Origin of the sequence: Photorhabdus sp. RM323S (genome assembly GCF_042879375.1) — a bacterium.
Lineage (GTDB): Bacteria > Pseudomonadota > Gammaproteobacteria > Enterobacterales > Enterobacteriaceae > Photorhabdus > Photorhabdus tasmaniensis.
Genome location: NZ_JBHFKZ010000005.1, coordinates 1 through 16,803 on the forward strand (window position 1 = coordinate 1; position 16,803 = coordinate 16,803).

Here is a 16,803-nt window from a genome sequence, read left to right on the forward strand (position 1 = left end):
TACGAAAGGTGGAAGAATTATCAGATAGAGTAATAAGGAACTTATATCAATAATGAGAAGTCGAGTGTTACTTGGGTAAAAAGTATAACGATAATATAAATAGTTGGTAGATTCACATAATAAGCGACCATAGAGCTTGCGATAAAATTTTTTGCGCAACCCTTGCCGTGTAAGGTGTATCACTATTTTGAAATGTTATTTATTACAACCATTTCCTAAAAAAACAGAATTACCTATTTTTTCAGTGGTTGGCATATCAGTCGAACATAATTAACTCCCTTGTTGGTGATAATGGCAGAATTGCTTCCTCATATTTCTACTGAATCCGAACTTCCCCATTGATAAACCACCCCTTATTAAGTAACTTATTAATTAAATATGAGATCCAGCAACTGAATAAAACCATCAAAGTTATTAAATTCGTTATAACTATATTGAGAAATTTTTTCTTTTCATTACTATTGAGCTTATGAGCGATTAACTTAAACCATTAAATTAATCCGTTCATTTTCGAAGAACCAAGAAAAATTTCCATTAATTAAGTTACAACCTATAATTGAATTAATCACATATTGTTATTAGTTTATAAATTATATATTTGGGATTATTTAGGTGCATCCAATGATAAGTAAGGAAACATTTGAGGTCTTCCCCTCGGTTGATATTGTTGACGGCATTGCTATGACATCGAATTCTGCGATTCGATTAACTCGTGGTGAAAGTTCAACATTACGGAGACCTTTAGGTACCCCGGTAGAGGTCGCGCTGGCTTGGCAAAATGCGGGGGCGAAATGGATACATGTTGTTGATCTTGATGCTGCATCAGGGCGAGGCTCAAACAGCCATTTGATTGCTGATGTTATCGCCGCAGTTGATATTCATGTTCAGGTCTGTGGCGGGATCAGAGATGAGGCGATTTTGAGCAAAGTATTAGCAACCGGATGCCAGAGGGTTAATTTGGGAACCGCCGCACTAGAAAAACCAGATTGGTGTGCCCGGGCGATTGCAGAACATGGCGATAAAATCGCAATCGCTCTGGATGTAAGAAGCACATCAGAAGGTTATCAACTGGCAACCCACGGATGGAATGTAAACAATGGCAATCTCTGGGATGTACTTGAACGCCTTGATAGACAAGGTTGTCAGCGCTACGTCGTGACCGATGTTGAGCGGGGCGGCATGATGAGTTCACCAAACTTCACTCTATTACGTGAAGTCTGTGCGCAAACTTCATCACCAGTGATTGCCGGCGGCGGGGTATCAAGCATAGATGATCTGCGTGCTTTAGCGGACATGTATACTCTGGGTGTTGAAGGTGCAATTCTTGGTCAGGCTTTACATATCGGTAAAGTTTCTCTTGAAGATGCCCTTGCCGCAACGCAATCGCCGAGGAGTTGAATATGTCCGGGACGTTCTCTTTATCTCCTGATTTGGATCTTCGCGCTATTGGTTTATTGGGGGAATTACGCGGCATACCCGAAGCAGGCTATTTAGCGAAAGAAGTGGCGTCGCTTCCGGGTTTACTCACAGAGACATCGGAATTCGTCGGTTCCCGCGGCGTTGCCTATTACGAACAAAAATCTTGCCGGGAGCTATTGGCTACAGCGAAAGATTACGCGGAGCACATCACTCAACTCCAGTGTGCAGATGCGCTGTGCGCCACCCCATCAAAATATATATTAGCCGATCATATCTTGGCAAAGTTGCTCAGAGTGATTGATAGCTTATTAAGCTCTCCGCAAATTGTTAACGAAGATATCGTGCCGTTTATCGATGGGGTCAAAGAGTGCGCTAAAGTCGTCAGCTCAACACTGACAGGCACGGCATTCAGTTTTTCATCCTCTTCGATCCGTGACTTGAAATTGCCGTTTTCTTCGGAACACAAAGTGCCCAGACCGTATATTGAAGGGGATAATCACCTGTTAACGTTAGCCGCGGCACAAATTGATGCATGCCCAAACTCCTCGGTTGTTGGCATTATGTTGGGAGGATCAGCGGCGGCGGCAGTAACCGCGGCGGCATGGGGCAGCGATCTCAATTTAGTGAAAGTTTCACGCTACGATGATGCATCTAGTAAGAGCAATCGTCTGTGGGGACCTGACATTCCGTCTGGGCAAACAGTGACGATTATTGATGATAATTGTGGAACAGGCGATACCTTACGTCAGGCGATCGACCTGGTGATCGCGGAAACCGGGCAACATCCGAAAGCACGAGCCGTCGAACTGCACTGGGAAAAACTATTACGTACTCGTACTTATGGGCATCCTGATTGTGTATTCAGCCCTGAAACTTTAGATGTATTGACACCTTGGTGTTTCAGGCATCATCGGGTACTAAACAGTTTGGTTACCCAGCTCTTAACTGATGGTAAATATGCTCATACAACTACTGCGGATTGGGTCGCCTATTCATACAGTTTGTTATCTGTCCTTCATGACACCCTGGCAGACTCAACATGGGCAACAAAATTATTGTGTTTTCTATCGAATCTGAAATCACAAACACCGCTGAATTGTGAGCAACCAATAGATGCATTTAAGACTCTGGCACATCAATGCCCTGAATGTTCTGCCCGGAAAATTAGTTTAGAAAAGGGAAATAATTGATTATGGCAACAGCACATATTATTTGGGATTGGAATGGAACATTGCTTAATGATGTCAATGTTTCATTAAGTGCAACCAATTTTGCGCTTGCAGAAATTGGCATTGAATCGCTGACCTTAGAACAATATCGGGAATATTATTGTGTTCCGGTGCAAATTTTCTATAAACAAGTGATTGGACGTGAACCCTCATCTTCTGAATGGTCAGTGATCGGGAAAACGTTTAATTTTCATTATCGGCCAGGTATTCAGAAAGCCAGTTTAACTGAAGGCGTGAGTCAACTCCTTGCTTCCCGATATCAAACAGGGGCTACTCAATCATTATGTTCACTGATGCAACATGATGAGTTAGTACCTATGCTCGATAATCATGGTATCGGCAAATTCTTTACCCAGGTAGATGGCAGAAATACGCCACTATTAACAACCGGCAAATCAGAACAATTGGCAGGTCATCTAAAAAAACTCAATGTTTCTCCTGAACAAAGTGTGGTTATTGGTGACGCTACTGATGACGCAATTGCGGCATTAGCAACAGGTACCCATGCCATTCTTTATACCGGGGGAACCCACAGCCGTATAAGTCTTGAAACCGCAGGTGTTCCCGTTGTTGATACCTTAAGCGAAGCGTTATTAATAGCAGATTCTCTGGTATATAAACAATAAAAAGGAATTTATTAAAAATAACTGCCCAAAATAACCATAATAATAAGAAATCTGTTTGGTCATTTTAAAATAAATGATTAATAACAACATGTGAATAGCCATTTAACACACCAGGTTAAAATGGGTTGCTTTTTATTTTTCAAATAAATGATTAAAGATAAAATTTAACTATTATCTATGTTCACTCCATAAATAAAAGGAATAAATTTATGTTAATTTCTGTCGTTGGGCTCCAATTTGGAGATGAAGGAAAAGGGAAATTTGTTGACTATTTGTCCGTTAATATTAATAACGTCGCCAGATTTAATGGCGGAGCAAATGCCGGTCATAGTGTACAATGTGGGAATATAAGAGGCTCCTTTTCTCAATTGCCCTCATCACTGAATGAAAAAAATTTGTATATATGCCAGGGAGCTTTAATCAGCCTGCCGATACTCATTAGAGAGATTGATTTCATACAAAAAGAGAACATTAACTCTAATATATTTATCGATCCCCGATGCCATATCGTTTTGCCATTACATGCCGAGTTAAATAAAGCATCAGAGAAATATAAAGGTAAAAATAAAATAGGATCGGTTGGTGTAGGCGTCGGTGCCTGCGTTGAAGATAAATCTAATCGTCATGGTATCCGGCTTATTGATACCTTAGATAAAGAGAAATTAAGAACAAAATTAGAGTTTCTTTGGGGGATCAGGGAAAAACAGATTAATCATGTTTTTAATGAAGAAGCCACATTAGATTTTGAAGAGATGCTAGAGAAAACGCATCAATATGGCAAGAGAATAGAGCCTTATTTCACATTTACTAATGAGGTCATCGGTGACTTGCTGAACTCTGGAGAAGATGTCTTACTTGAAACATCACAAGCCACTTTCTTAGATAATAGTTTTGGTACTTACCCTTATACCGTAGCATATCAGACATTAGTTCAAACTTGTTTTGCTATGATAGGTATCCCGGCGCAGAAAATACATATTGTCGGTGTGATGAAATCCTATATGATCCGCGTAGGCAACGGACCATTCCCCACAGAGTTATCTGACGAGAAAGCTGACTATATTCGGGAACGTGGAAATGAATATGGTACCGTTTCAAAAAGGCCAAGACGTTGTGGCTGGTTGGATTTATCTCTGATTAAACATGCGGTAAAACTTAATGGGGTAACAGAACTGGCAATTACGAATGTTGATGTTCTTGCTGGTTTACACGAAATAAAAGCGGCTATTGCATATGAAATTGACGATGAAATCGTGAGTTGTGATAACGCATTATTACAGTTAGACAGAGCAAAACCTATCTATAAAACGTTTAAATGCTGGGGAGAGCTTAACGGATCATATACACACCTGACAGAGCTTCCCACCGAATTGATTAACTTCTTGTCTTTTATTCAAGACTATGCTGGAGTTCCTATCAAGTATATCTCATATGGACCAGATAGAAATCAGACATTAGTCATTCAATAATAAGAGCGGGAAAGATAATGATTCATTATGTAACTGGATTTATGTTTTCTAAAGATAAAAAACATGTCTCTTTAATCTCAAAATTACAACCCAGTTGGCAAGCAGGGAAACTTAACGGGATTGGCGGTAAAATAGAGACAGGTGAAAGCCCTCAACAGGCAATGGCAAGAGAATTCGCTGAAGAAGCAGGAATTGAAACACGCCCTGAAGAATGGAGACTATTTACCGTCTTAACTCGCCCTGACGTTTACCGGGTAAATTTTCTCTATATGTGTGATGATCGGGTTTATTCTGCAAAATCTATTGAAAAAGAGATCGTCAATATCTATGAAACAAATGCATTACCCGATAATGTTATCTATAACTTACGCTGGTTAATTCCGATGGCTGCCGATGAGCATTTACGTTTCGATAAAGAAATTGAAATAACAGAAATGCGGGGTTAGATGTGGTATAGCAAATGCTGTATATAATTTAAATACAAAAGCACCTGTGCTTGAAATAGGTGTTTTTGTTAAGCAGAAAACAGCAGCGCCGGGAGGCGCTGCAACGATAGCAACAATCAAGCAGACGGTTCGACAAAGTTAATATCCGACCACACTGAAATGACTGCAACGGCTGTGGCTTGCCCTCCGGTGCCGTCAGTCTTCAACAGAACGGGTACAACAGACACTTGCGTTGATGCCGTATAGTTATCATCCCCCTGCTTAACGTATCTTGCGTTCTCCCCCTCACCTCTGTGCCCGGTACTGAGTGATAAGGGCCGGTTAGCGGAATCGGTGAATATGAAGGCAACATCCTCTATTGAGGAGGCTAGTGCATTGGGTTTTCCCGGGACAAATGGTCCATCGATCCGATAGAGCAGACGTGAATTTTGAAATACCCCGTCATCGCCGGAACACGAACTTCTTATCCCTATCTGTCTTGCTGACGCCAGTGAGTCTCCTTGCTGTTTACCGGCTCTTTTCACGGTGCCCCAATCTACCGATGACGGCGTCAGGACAACCGCACAGGTGGATGGCTTTTTGACCGGTGAGAGGATGACCGTGGTCCACAGTGGTTTCAGCCTCCCGTTAAAACCCGATATGGTTACGGGAGTCCAGCCGATCGCACCAACTGACAGGGGGCTGCCTCCTGCCTTCGCATTGAAATTGCCGTCACTGTCCGGGTAAATCGCCCCGGTCACGATGCGGACACTGATATCAACTAAGCCGTTGGTATCTGGGACGCAGGGAATGTTAACCCCGGTATTCCCACCCGCCAGATTGGCAGAGTGATACGTACCGGGTGAACCGTGTGTCCGGCAAGAGAGTGAAGATTGCCCGATATCAACCATAAAGTCGCCGGCTCGTCCGATCCGGACGCTACTGGGTGACGACGAGGAAATCAATGGATCAGTCCCAGACTCTATCGTGTAGGCCATAAACTGCGTCCCTGTTGGGACACGACAGGTTGTCGACCAGTCAAGGAGGCCACTGGTGGTATAACCCACTATCTCATCCCGTGAATAATTACGCTTATCTTTGTTGTTCGGCCTCATGGCATAGCCGGTTACGGTGACATTGCTCACCTTATTCACCAGTTCAATCTCACAGTCCTGATAAATCCCTGCCGCTTGGAGTGGCAAAGTGGTCAATAAAAAGAGCAATGATGTCCTCAGGGCCATAAGAGTTAAGATCGGATTTGCTACATTACCGCGCCACAAACGTTCAGTGTTTAACATTCTTCTCTCCAAATTACTCATCTGTTCAAATCGCTTACTTTGAACCGCCGAGATAACCTCACTTTTGGCGGTGTCCACATGAGGGTAACGCTATAGACACATCGCATCTGCCTGCACCAGTTGCCCTGGTGTATCGGACGGCACCTGATAACGGGTGGTACATTGTTGCGTTGCCCTGTTTCCCCATTTGACTTTTACGCGGCCAGCGGGGGGCATACCACTCAGATAAACCCGGCCGTTGTCACCCACAATGCCGCCGCCGGCTTGAGTTGCATTCCCCTCCAGCGTCGCGGTGGCCCCAAAGGGCACGGGCTTGCCATGATGTGTCAAAGTCAACAGTAACTGACTGCCTGAACGAACCTGATAATTTGCCAACGTCACTGCTCCTCTGGTCGGATAAACGTTTTTGCTGGTCTGGTCAATATCGACCCCTTCCGGCAGGGTGGACGGATCCAGATTGATGGTGTTTTTGTGGTAGACCGATCCGCCAGGCAGTACGGCGTAGCCACGCCAGTCGGTTTGCACGTTGCCGTCACCGACCGTCACCCCTTTCGCCCCGGGCGCGCGAACCAATACCGCTTCATCTCCCAGTGAGCGTGATAGCGTCATGCCGTAAGGATGGGTTAGGAGGGCACCGGAAGCACCGTAGGTAAAGTGATAGCTATTGGCGCTGTCGTTGTAGCCCAAATTAAGGCTTCCCTGACTGCCCTGATAACTCAGAGACAAGGCCCGGCTGTTTTGCTGGCCCTTGTTCCCCCAACCTTGCTGGAGGTTATAATTCAAGCGGTTATCCCATAACATGCCACTGATCCCAGTCTGCTGAGTGAGGTTACCCTGCGAGTCGCGCGAGACCGTATAACGGGTGTAAGCACCCCGTAACGCAGGCGATGGCCCAAAGAGACTGAGCGGGACCTGCGTATTAAATGACACCTGGCGATTCTCTGACCATTGGCCTGCCCCTTCTATACGATAAATGTTATAACTCAGGTTATAAGAGATCCCCATCAGCATCGCGTTATAACCCAAATTCAGATTGTTGTCGGTACGGCCATTCCAATAATCGTTGCGCGTCCCAGTGGCGTAAAGACTACCCCAACGCCCTAGCGTTTGATGCAGGTTCACCTGCCAGGTGCTTTGACGTCGGTCAAGCGCCCACGGGACCTGATATTCATTCAGGTTGTACCCCATGCTATTAACATCGCTGAAACTGTAGTAATGCTGATTGGAATAGCGATAGGCTGCCAGATCAATGCCGGTGCCGGTACTGATCAAGTTCTTGGTATATTTCACCCGATAAGATTGGCCCTGTTGCCGGTTATTTTCCTGCCCCTTATCCTCTGGCAACTGAGCACGGGCAAATGTCACATCCGCAGACAGTGCGCCAAATGTCCCTAATGACACTCCCGTGCCTAATACACTCGACTGGTAGTTGCCTGCAACCAATCCCCCACCGTACAGGGTAATATTGTGTGGCAAGCCATAGACCAGAGTGCCCAGAGCAAATATCGGGGAACGGCTGCCATCGGTGAGGCTGCCGCCGTGATATTGACCGGCTGTCAACTCATATTTAATGCCACCGGGACGCTGCATCATCGGGACAGACGAAGAGGCGATAGTGGAGACACGGGTACTGCCATCTTCCTCTTTGATCGTGACCGTCAGGTCGCCAGAGTCCCCGATGGTGTACAGGTCGGTGAAACGAAATGGCCCCGGTGCCACCGTGGTTTGATATACGGTATAGCCATTTTGGGACACGGTCACCTGCGCATTGGAGTTCGCTACACCAGTTATCTCTGGGGCAAAACCGCGCTGACTGTCAGGCAACATGGCCTCCTCAGAAACCAACTTCATGCCACGCAACGGGATACTGTCAAAAATATCGCCACCGGTATACGTTTCACCGGCCGTAAACTCACTGCGCAGTGACTGCACATTACGTTGCAAATAGGTATTACTCACCTGCCATTGAGTCTGCGTAGAGGGAGGTCCTTCGTTGCGCTGGCGATTGTAACTGTAAGTTTGTGTACTGCGCAGACGCCACGGCCCCAGATTCAACCCATTACGAAAAGAGGCAAACAGGTTACGGGAGCGTGATCCACCTTCAGTTCCTCGGCCGTCATAACGTCCTTCCGAACCGTTGATGGTGTAATTCATCAAAAAGGCTGGGATCCCGTTATCCCACAGTGACGGATCGACCATCCCAGAATGGTGGGGCTGCATGTCTACCTGAGGGACACTCAGATCCAGACGCAAACGGGCAAAATCTAATGTCGAGCGGGAATGCGGGATCTGTTTTGCCAGATCCATGATAGTACTGTCGCTCGCTTTTCCCTGAAAAGCCGGTAACCCGCGGGTATTGACCCCATATTCTTCCAACTGTGCAACGGTGAATACCGGTTGGAGATGCCCATTCACCAATCTAAATTCAATCTCACGGTTATCCGCCTTATTCTGGTTCATGTAGACATCCACCAAATAGCGTCCCGGTGCGACATACCCCTCGTTTTCATACGCCGAAAGATCGATATGCTCCTGCTCCCCCGTTGCCCCCATCAGGAACGCGGGATTAAAGTATTCCCGCGCGGAGATGGGCAAGGTTGTCGCCGTCAGTGAGCATAGCAGACATACATATACAGGACGGAGCCGGAAACTGACCGGCTGACCGGGCGCACATTGGCTACCCGCCAGCCGCGCAGACGAAAATAAAATGTTTATTGCCATAGCCCATCTCTGCTTCTAACTTAAGCCTATGCTGTTAATCTTGAGGTCACTTTGCCGGTCATTGCCCGCAGATGAGGGTGGGTTATAACGGAACATGGCGATCCTGACCGTCGCCGGGAAAACGCCAGACCAATGGCCTCGGTATCCCAGCGGTAAACGAATAAGTTTGAAACGAATAGGTTTGTATGCCTTTCGGGGGCACCATCGCCTGACGTATATGATCATCTGCCTGTTGGGTGCCCACTTTCAGGACAGAAAAGGTCAGAAAATAGGGCGTGGGATTTTCCACCCGCAACTGCGTTCTCAGAAGGGAAAATTTCACCTGTTTAGCCACCGTGGCGTTATCCCGGGCAGGCACTCCTTGAGGACGATAAAACAGTCGAATATTCATCTGTAAGGCAACCTGCACCTGCGAAGCTTTACCTGTCCAGTGGCTTAATGCCGGTGCATCCGTGGTATCCGGTATGGCAATTCCCGGGATAGCCCGCAGCGAGACCACAAAGGCCGATTCCCGATCCTGTGGTAACTGTCCTCCAAGCTGGCGAATACGGAATGAAAATTTCCCGCCGGCTTCGACCCGTTTTAACGGCGGCAGCACGACAAAAGGAGGGACTTGCCCAGCTTTGGTGTCAAAACGACCCGTATCCGGATCCATCGGGCTGACAAATCCCTGTACCAAATAACCCTGCGCAGTGTGATTAGTTATGCTAAGTGTTACACCACCCGGGCTATCTTTAGCTACATAAGACAGCTGCATGGGAGAGAACGATAGCCCTTGATTATCAGCCGATTGCGCCTTGAATATATTCCCTAACAGTAGGGCGAAACCGAGGGGGTAAAGCATTAACCCCCAGTATGTCCGCCCATGCCTGTTACTGACTCTTTTCATTCCCCACCTCCGTAGAAAACAATGGCGGATTTAACTCGCCACTTTAGCCGTAAATATTTTTGAAGCCCCGCCGTAATCATTAATCATCGACCAGCTCACCGATTTTTTACCCACCTGCCCGACATAGGTCACACAATTCTGCGGCTCTATCATTGAGGGATAGCGGTTTAGATCGAGCGTTTGTCCGTCCATCGTGAGGCTGTCCAGCGACAGGAAATACGGGGTGGGATTGCACGCCTTGATGCCTTCGGGTTGCGACTGAAAGCGAAGCTGTCCATACGCCTCTTCCGGCAACAGAGACAGGCTACGCGGCCGCCAGAAAAACTTGATCCGCATCCCCACGCTCATCGACGCTTGCTCCCGAATATGCTCATCCGTCATCCGCTGAGTCGCGGGGATAGCGTTCATCTGTACATACCCGAGCGATTCCCGATCCACCGGAAAAGGGGATTGATGAAACGTTGGCAAAATACGCAAGCTGTTCTGACTGTTGGCCTCCAGCCTGAACAGCGGCGGTGTCACCACAAACACCGGCGTGGTTTTCTCCTGATCTTCCGTTATCCTTACCTGCACCAGCCACGCCTGAGGTGTGGTATTGACCACTGTCAGCATTTGTGCCCGCTCGCCTTGGGTAAAAATGACGCGAGTTTTATTCAGGCTGATACCGGCTGCTTGACAGGATTCTGTGCCGGTTATCCCTAACCCTAGCCAGAACACCAATGGTACCAACCGGTACCGCGCTGGGCGTACCCGACCTGTTTCCACCACTCCTCCTGAAACCTGTTACCTGAGCTGCACTCAGTGATAGTCAAATTGGAATTGAATGTGCGCAGTCAGTTCACCGGGGGTCGGTACCGCCGCGCCGGACTCATGCCGCATATCCATCAGGAAGGTAATTTGACTGTCTTTGGCAGCATTACCCGGTGGCGCCAAATTCACATAATCGCCATTTTTCAGGTAGCTCCCCAACCCGCCTCCCGGCAATTGATAGCGCAGGCCAAATCCCACATTTCCCTCCACCGTGGAAGCTTTATCCCGAAATAGCGTTGGGTGGCTTTCTGGCGTGGTGCCGGCTATTTTAATGGCCGGGGTACGGCCCGCTCTGGCTGATCCCGCACAGCCTGACAACGTCAACGTAATGGGTTTGCTGCCCGCCGCATCAATATGTTGCGTGCTGTGCCGCACCTCAGTGAGAGGCACAGATGAAAACTCGACATGGAATGTCTGCATATTGAGTTCACAGGTTGGCTGCTCCAACGTCAGCGCCAATGTCAGTTCTGCCGTGTTTGGGCTCGTTCCCCCGGGCAGGGGGGCAGTACAGAGCAGAGCAGCCAGTGTTGTCTGTCTGATAAGGGGCCACGGTTTTTGCATTACGGTATCTCTCCTTGATAAGTGGATTCTCCGCCGAGATCATTAATCACCGTCCAGCTTACTTTGGCTGGATAATGCCCTCCTTTAAGTAGTAGAGAGAGGTCAGAGAATGGGGAGACCATGTTCGCTTTCTGCTGCATCATCACCTCCTGTCCACCCACCTTTAGGGAAGTTAAGGTGATGTAATAAGGTGACGGATTGGTGACCGTGATTCCCGCGGCTGTCGGTTTGAAACGCAGTGAACCAAATCCTTGCTCCGGCGAAACCGACAACCCCGACGGGCGATACATCAGCTTAATCGTGTTAGCGATAGCAAACTGTATTCCGCCGGAGACATTCTTCCGGGAGCGATTATCGGATTCAGAGCTTAACGGAATGGCCTTCGCCGTAAACCAGAACAGGGATTCCCGATCGGCAGGCAGTGACGGGCCAGTTTTGATGATGCGTACCTGATTTTGGCTGTCTGGTTCTATACGAAACAGGGGCGGCGTCACCAAAAATGGGGCGGTTTTATCTCCCTCAAAAGTAGAACTAACTGTCACCTGCATCAAATAGACCGCCTCTTTACTGGTATTGCTCACTGAGGCGGTTGTCGCGTGGCTATCTGCTGGATAGATAATGCGGGTAGTATTGATCCCCACTCCTTCCGCCTGCGCGGAAGTGACCGAGCCACCTAACAGACCGGTCACTATCATTGCTCTAATCAATCTTTTCACTGACTCACCTGAAAATGTCTGGATTGGTATTGCGTAAGTAAGAATTGGACCTCCCTGTCCAATTCCACAGCTATATGTTCCTAACGCCTAGCGGAGTTGAATTAGTCATACGCTATTTTCACGGTCAGGTTCGCTTTGGAGTCTGCTGCTTTTACCGCCGCCACACCAAGTTTAGCCAGCCCTACCTTAAGCGTGATGGCATTATCACCGGCTACTGCGGGACTGTATTGGGGATCTTTTAGGTTAACTGCTGCACCTGGTGCCATGAGCTTATCATTTATCGTCAGGCCAGCCGCATGGTCGGTGATTGCAGTATTACCGGTGGAGTTTAGAAGCTGAAAGTAATTGGCTCCTGGTCCTGCTGCGGTGCCGGAGACCGTCAATTTAGCGCTTTTCGCGGAACTCCACAGAGGGCATTTTTCCGTTTTAATCGTAACGAATTTTTGCGTGTTAGCTAAGATTACGCCATCTCCCTTCCCAGTAAAATCAGATACCAAAGCGGCGAGACTAACAGGCTCTATTGCTGCAAACTTACAAGTCTCTGCGGTCACTGAAGAGCTCACCGTCAGGGTACCGGCACTAACCTCCTCCGCCATAGCCTGCGACATCCCGCCCAGACACAGCGCCGCTATCGCACAAGTCTTCAAAATTTGTTTTTTCATTTCATCTACTCCTTTTATCTATTCGATACATTTTGCCTAAAACAACATCACGACAGGTTAAACAGTCAGATCGCTAACATGGTGCGTTTACTTGTCATTTGAGTTATTTTGTTGCTTATTAACCAACCTTAATCTTGGTTAAACCGTCGCTAACATATCTATTTCTGAGCGGGAAATATTGAGTGGCAGTTTGTTCTCTTCTTGAGACAATCAGTGATTAACCTCCCCCGACACATTCAACGTTAATCCCTGAACGCAACGGTGTCGTGAGTGTTCTATCCGTGCATCAAATAACTGAAAAGAGGCCCTAAAACTGAGGAAACGACGCCTAAGAAACAGGTGTTCAAAAACAGCATCTCCCTGAATCACGGAAAAGTAGATTAGCCATTTTTATAAATTTTTCAGCATCGGTAGGATATATTAGGCTTTGAAAGGGATTCCTGCTTCAATGGACGACCTGACGGTTACATAATTGAATTACTATCTAAATTTTAATAATTTTTTCAAAAGGTGAAATAGATAAGAATCGACTATATTATTTGTGGTAAAAATATCGCTAACAACGAAATCATTAAAGTGACCGTTCCGTCGGTCACGAAATTCAGCCATCGACCAGTTTATATCTTCCCCCCTTTTAAACCATAATCAGTTAACACCCAAATTTACCCAATGTCGCTTCCGCAATAGGAATATACTGGTCCGTTAATTTACTGACGTTGTTATTGGTTGCAGGGTAGCTACAATCAAGGAAAAACCAGTTTATCGGTGTATCCAATATTGACGCGATCTGCACCAGATGGGATAAATTAATGCGGTTTATCCCTCTTTCATAGCGTGAAAGTTGTTGTTGGCTGATACCTATTTGTTCCGACAATTTTACTGCGGTCATACCTAATTCTTTCCTTCTTTTCTGAATACGCTTCCCTACTAATAGATGATCTTGTTTCATTTTCATCCCAGCCTTTAGCTTAAAAAAACACCCTATTTTATGGCATTGCCAAAATTATTGCCCCTGAGCCAGAAAAAGGGCCTGCTTCTACTCTGCCATTTTTCTGTAAAACTGATTTCACCGTAACCGGTACACTTCCTCCCGCCGGTACAAAAACAGAAACACCCTCTTCGCCTTTTCTATCATTTAATAATAACTGGGCTTTCAAACTACCATCACTTCTCAACGGCACGAATCCCCTGTCAGGGCCAGTCGCTGTCACAATAATCTCCATATCTCTATTACAGGTCACATTAATATTCTCGGCTCTGGTTGCACCTTCCAATTTTTCTTCATCAATGTTGCCGTAATTAAGTTCAACTGAACCCTCACTGACCTGACAAAAACCTATCGGAGGGGGGGCAATACCACATAAAGATCCCGGTAATAGTCTTCCTCTAAAACCATTTCGATCGGTTTCATAAAACAACCCCACACATTCCTGGTGAGACTGAATAGCCGGGCCAAAATGCTTTGCAATTCCGGTAATGGGAAAACTGGTTTGTTTCAATATCTGAGCCTGAACTTGTTTCATCGTCCTGTATCTTTCTACACGGATATTGAATAGTTTATATGGCTGCCCTGAATAACCGTCTACACTATGACGATGGTTAACAGACACCCAACACGCAGAATAACCATAACAAGGATTTGGCGTAAAATCGTTCTCTTCGTCCCAGCGTTCAATCACAAAAGTATAATAGGCATTTGTGGGAACACCTTCAGATTTAGTGATATATGAAAATATTGATGCCGCAGCACCTGATGAAAACAGCGATAAAAATACCAGACAAGCAGAGAATAATTTTTTCATTTACTTACCTAATAAAATAAAACCAAAACTGTGCGATTAGTCATAGTTGAGATTAAATGTCGCAATAGCATGAAACACGCCCCGTTTAATCGTCTGGTTAGCCAGCGCCGTTGGTTCAGCCTGTACATACGCTTTCAGGATAATCACGTTTTCACCCTCTTTTAGCAAATAGGCATCCCCATTTTTATTCAACGGTAACCGTTTGCCTTCCGCCGTTTCGATACCAATGGCAATCCCGGAAGCCTGACTACCCGCGCCTAATGCTAATAAACCCGGTAATTGTGTGTTTTCTACCCCACTGAATGTCAGTTTAATAGATTTCCCCACACTCATATCACAGCCAGACAGCCTTAGCTGAAAAGGCTCACTATTGGTCCGGCCATGCTGATACAAATATTTTTCAGCAATCGTGCCCAAATCAAGCCGGATATCTTCATCACCCGGTTGAATCGTGCAGGGTTCTTCAACCAATGCGCCGTAAAAACGCATATTATCCGCAGCCTGTACCACCTGATGGCAATAAACCGCAGTAGCCACAATCATAAAACCAACGCGCAACACGAATAACTTGAAATAATTCATTGGCTTTCCTTTCACTGGTATTCCGCCAGTAATGTCGCCGTCACTTCAAACGCCCCTTCTGGTAACATGCTCCCCGGTTTCTTCACCGGCACAGCCTGTATCACCGGCAGTTTCTGTGATGTCACCGGAATACGCTTGTTAAGGGTGAATGCTTTACCATCCAAAGTCAGACGAATACCCAAATTGGTGATATTTGTTTTCAAAGCAGCAGCATCAAATGAAGTCTGTGGGCCAATCACTGTCAATCCTAAACTCCAGCCTGAAACATTAGGCGCACACACCAATTGATAATTCACCTGCTGGGTATAATTCACCCCATCCACCTTATGTATTCCAACGTTATGACCGAAATAGATGTCAATCATATTGCCGTCATTAATAATGCAAGGGGGCGGTTCAAGTAGTGTGCCATGAAACCACATATTATCTGCCGCCTGCCCCGGCATTACACTGTTCAAACCCAGGCAAACCGTCCAGAAAGCACGATAAATCAAATGCTTCATCAGTGCCTCCTGTTCATTGGTATTCAACCATCATCGTGGCAGCTGCGCCAAAATCACCGCCTTTCAATACTGCGGTCATATTTTTTACCGGCACCGCATGTAATTCAGGAAAATCCGGGTAGGTAAATTTCATCCAATCATTGACGGGTAATTTCTGTCCGTTATGAATAACCGCGATACCAAGCCCAGAGTGATTGGTTTGTAACACTGCCCGGTCAAAACTGGCGGTGTTACCCGATATCATCATTTTCATCGCATTGGCCGGCATTTTTTCACATTTCACCGTGTACTTAACCGGCTTCATGTAATTAACTCCATCAATACGAGTAATCAGCACTTCACCAAAATCCACATCAATAGTATTACCATTATTAATCACACAAGGTGGAGGCGCGATAACAACACCATATATATTGACCGGCGTTTTACCCGAAAGGCTGCTAAACGGCGTTACTGCAACGTTTACCCTTTTTGTCGGTAAATCAGCCTGAGCACTGGCACTCAGCAAACAACCCAGCAGTAATACAACCCATTTTTTTTGCCTGCGGTACAGTTTTTTTATTCGCAGAGGTTTAGTCATAATTCACCCTAAAATCCACCACGTCCCAGTAATGCCCGATCCCCAATGCTCCCGACGTCCGCACCGGTGTTACGTAATACGTCAGACTATCCTGCCCGGCTGCCACAAAACGCGGGCGTCCCCGGTCTCCCAGCCGGATATCATTGTTAGCGGAATCTGTGATCTGTAACCCCAACCCGGTGACACCCGCCACCCGTACCAGATGGGGATAATCCCGATCCGCCGCAGCCACAAAACTGATAGTCACCACCGGCTGCAAATTACCCCACGTCAGATTGCCTGTCCGGGTATCACGCACCGCTCCTTTGGCCCGCAAACAGTCGCGGAATATCAGGGAAGTCATATCCAGACGGCACGCCGCCTCAGTTAACATACCAAACACATGCAGTTCACCGTGGTGACCATCTATATCCGCTATATCCGCAACCCGGCTCTCCACCGCCTGACTCACCGTCACCGGTATCAGTAAGATCGCCAGTGCCAGTACGCAACCTGTCCGTTCTATGTTCAT

The 16,803-nt window shown here is 46.7% G+C and carries 18 protein-coding genes; 5 read left to right on the forward strand and 13 right to left on the reverse strand.

The window, feature by feature from the left end; all coding sequences use genetic code 11:
• The first annotated feature begins 621 nt into the window (after positions 1–621).
• From ACGF7G_RS03670 to ACGF7G_RS03690, 5 genes are all read left to right on the forward strand, one after another.
• Positions 622–1,398: a HisA/HisF-related TIM barrel protein gene (locus ACGF7G_RS03670; protein WP_387463597.1), complete on the forward strand. Its 777-nt coding sequence runs from the start codon at positions 622–624 to the stop codon at positions 1,396–1,398.
• 2 nt (positions 1,399–1,400) lie between these two features.
• Positions 1,401–2,609 carry a phosphoribosyltransferase gene (locus ACGF7G_RS03675; protein WP_387463599.1) on the forward strand — a complete coding sequence of 403 codons (1,209 nt, stop codon included), beginning with the start codon at positions 1,401–1,403 and terminating at the stop codon, positions 2,607–2,609.
• 2 nt (positions 2,610–2,611) lie between these two features.
• Positions 2,612–3,274 carry an HAD family hydrolase gene (locus ACGF7G_RS03680; RefSeq protein ID WP_387463601.1) on the forward strand — a complete coding sequence of 221 codons (663 nt, stop codon included), beginning with the start codon at positions 2,612–2,614 and terminating at the stop codon, positions 3,272–3,274.
• A gap of 209 nt (positions 3,275–3,483) precedes the next feature.
• The gene (locus ACGF7G_RS03685; RefSeq protein WP_387463603.1) at positions 3,484–4,743 is read left to right on the forward strand and encodes an adenylosuccinate synthase; all 1,260 of its coding nucleotides are present in this window, start codon (positions 3,484–3,486) and stop codon (positions 4,741–4,743) included.
• Between the two features lie 17 nt (positions 4,744–4,760).
• On the forward strand, positions 4,761–5,189 hold the full coding sequence (locus tag ACGF7G_RS03690; RefSeq protein WP_387463605.1) for an NUDIX domain-containing protein: 429 nt from the start codon (positions 4,761–4,763) through the stop codon (positions 5,187–5,189).
• A 116-nt stretch (positions 5,190–5,305) separates the two neighbouring features.
• On the opposite strand, the gene ACGF7G_RS03695 is transcribed toward ACGF7G_RS03690, so the two are convergent.
• The 13 genes from ACGF7G_RS03695 to ACGF7G_RS03755 all read right to left on the reverse strand — a co-directional run bounded on the left by ACGF7G_RS03695 (position 5,306) and on the right by ACGF7G_RS03755 (position 16,803).
• Positions 5,306–6,466: a hypothetical protein gene (locus ACGF7G_RS03695; protein WP_387463606.1), complete on the reverse strand. Its 1,161-nt coding sequence runs from the start codon at positions 6,464–6,466 to the stop codon at positions 5,306–5,308.
• A gap of 90 nt (positions 6,467–6,556) precedes the next feature.
• Positions 6,557–9,187, reverse strand: coding sequence for a fimbria/pilus outer membrane usher protein (locus ACGF7G_RS03700; RefSeq protein WP_387463607.1), 2,631 nt, complete (start codon positions 9,185–9,187; stop codon positions 6,557–6,559).
• Between the two features lie 82 nt (positions 9,188–9,269).
• A complete protein-coding gene (locus ACGF7G_RS03705; protein WP_387463609.1) occupies positions 9,270–10,076 on the reverse strand; it encodes a molecular chaperone in 807 nt (268 codons plus the stop codon).
• A 30-nt stretch (positions 10,077–10,106) separates the two neighbouring features.
• Positions 10,107–10,841, reverse strand: coding sequence for a molecular chaperone (locus ACGF7G_RS03710; RefSeq protein WP_387463611.1), 735 nt, complete (start codon positions 10,839–10,841; stop codon positions 10,107–10,109).
• 33 nt (positions 10,842–10,874) lie between these two features.
• Positions 10,875–11,447 carry a fimbrial protein gene (locus ACGF7G_RS03715; protein ID WP_387463613.1) on the reverse strand — a complete coding sequence of 191 codons (573 nt, stop codon included), beginning with the start codon at positions 11,445–11,447 and terminating at the stop codon, positions 10,875–10,877.
• The gene (locus ACGF7G_RS03720; protein WP_387463615.1) at positions 11,447–12,163 is read right to left on the reverse strand and encodes a molecular chaperone; all 717 of its coding nucleotides are present in this window, start codon (positions 12,161–12,163) and stop codon (positions 11,447–11,449) included. Before ACGF7G_RS03720 ends, ACGF7G_RS03715 begins: the two co-directional genes overlap by 1 nt.
• Positions 12,164–12,264: 101 nt before the next feature.
• Positions 12,265–12,825, reverse strand: coding sequence for a fimbrial protein (locus ACGF7G_RS03725; RefSeq protein ID WP_387463617.1), 561 nt, complete (start codon positions 12,823–12,825; stop codon positions 12,265–12,267).
• A 649-nt stretch (positions 12,826–13,474) separates the two neighbouring features.
• A complete protein-coding gene (locus ACGF7G_RS03730) occupies positions 13,475–13,780 on the reverse strand; it encodes a helix-turn-helix domain-containing protein (RefSeq protein ID WP_133813403.1) in 306 nt (101 codons plus the stop codon).
• A 31-nt stretch (positions 13,781–13,811) separates the two neighbouring features.
• Positions 13,812–14,627 (reverse strand): adhesin, encoded by an 816-nt coding sequence (locus ACGF7G_RS03735; protein ID WP_387463619.1) that lies wholly within the window; start codon positions 14,625–14,627, stop codon positions 13,812–13,814.
• A gap of 36 nt (positions 14,628–14,663) precedes the next feature.
• On the reverse strand, positions 14,664–15,209 hold the full coding sequence (locus ACGF7G_RS03740; RefSeq protein ID WP_387463620.1) for a fimbrial protein: 546 nt from the start codon (positions 15,207–15,209) through the stop codon (positions 14,664–14,666).
• 11 nt (positions 15,210–15,220) lie between these two features.
• A complete protein-coding gene (locus tag ACGF7G_RS03745; RefSeq protein ID WP_387463621.1) occupies positions 15,221–15,712 on the reverse strand; it encodes a fimbrial protein in 492 nt (163 codons plus the stop codon).
• Positions 15,713–15,725: 13 nt separating this feature from the next.
• Positions 15,726–16,292: a fimbrial protein gene (locus ACGF7G_RS03750; RefSeq protein ID WP_387463622.1), complete on the reverse strand. Its 567-nt coding sequence runs from the start codon at positions 16,290–16,292 to the stop codon at positions 15,726–15,728.
• Positions 16,285–16,803 carry a fimbrial protein gene (locus ACGF7G_RS03755; RefSeq protein WP_387463623.1) on the reverse strand — a complete coding sequence of 173 codons (519 nt, stop codon included), beginning with the start codon at positions 16,801–16,803 and terminating at the stop codon, positions 16,285–16,287. The genes ACGF7G_RS03750 and ACGF7G_RS03755 overlap by 8 nt, the downstream gene beginning before the upstream one ends.

Excerpts from the sequence above, each read along its gene's own strand:
- ACGF7G_RS03730 (WP_133813403.1), bottom strand. The coding sequence starts at position 13,780 with ATGAAAATGAAACAAGATCATCTATTAGTAGGGAAGCGTATTCAGAAA.
- ACGF7G_RS03740 (WP_387463620.1), bottom strand. The coding sequence starts at position 15,209 with ATGAATTATTTCAAGTTATTCGTGTTGCGCGTTGGTTTTATGATTGTG.
- ACGF7G_RS03685 (WP_387463603.1), top strand. The coding sequence starts at position 3,484 with ATGTTAATTTCTGTCGTTGGGCTCCAATTTGGAGATGAAGGAAAAGGG.
- ACGF7G_RS03670 (WP_387463597.1), top strand. The coding sequence starts at position 622 with ATGATAAGTAAGGAAACATTTGAGGTCTTCCCCTCGGTTGATATTGTT.
- ACGF7G_RS03755 (WP_387463623.1), bottom strand. The coding sequence starts at position 16,803 with ATGAACATAGAACGGACAGGTTGCGTACTGGCACTGGCGATCTTACTG.
- ACGF7G_RS03725 (WP_387463617.1), bottom strand. The coding sequence starts at position 12,825 with ATGAAAAAACAAATTTTGAAGACTTGTGCGATAGCGGCGCTGTGTCTG.
- ACGF7G_RS03750 (WP_387463622.1), bottom strand. The coding sequence starts at position 16,292 with ATGACTAAACCTCTGCGAATAAAAAAACTGTACCGCAGGCAAAAAAAA.
- ACGF7G_RS03695 (WP_387463606.1), bottom strand. The coding sequence starts at position 6,466 with ATGTTAAACACTGAACGTTTGTGGCGCGGTAATGTAGCAAATCCGATC.
- ACGF7G_RS03705 (WP_387463609.1), bottom strand. The coding sequence starts at position 10,076 with ATGAAAAGAGTCAGTAACAGGCATGGGCGGACATACTGGGGGTTAATG.
- ACGF7G_RS03735 (WP_387463619.1), bottom strand. The coding sequence starts at position 14,627 with ATGAAAAAATTATTCTCTGCTTGTCTGGTATTTTTATCGCTGTTTTCA.
- ACGF7G_RS03675 (WP_387463599.1), top strand. The coding sequence starts at position 1,401 with ATGTCCGGGACGTTCTCTTTATCTCCTGATTTGGATCTTCGCGCTATT.
- ACGF7G_RS03700 (WP_387463607.1), bottom strand. The coding sequence starts at position 9,187 with ATGGCAATAAACATTTTATTTTCGTCTGCGCGGCTGGCGGGTAGCCAA.
- ACGF7G_RS03680 (WP_387463601.1), top strand. The coding sequence starts at position 2,612 with ATGGCAACAGCACATATTATTTGGGATTGGAATGGAACATTGCTTAAT.
- ACGF7G_RS03715 (WP_387463613.1), bottom strand. The coding sequence starts at position 11,447 with ATGCAAAAACCGTGGCCCCTTATCAGACAGACAACACTGGCTGCTCTG.
- ACGF7G_RS03745 (WP_387463621.1), bottom strand. The coding sequence starts at position 15,712 with ATGAAGCATTTGATTTATCGTGCTTTCTGGACGGTTTGCCTGGGTTTG.
- ACGF7G_RS03690 (WP_387463605.1), top strand. The coding sequence starts at position 4,761 with ATGATTCATTATGTAACTGGATTTATGTTTTCTAAAGATAAAAAACAT.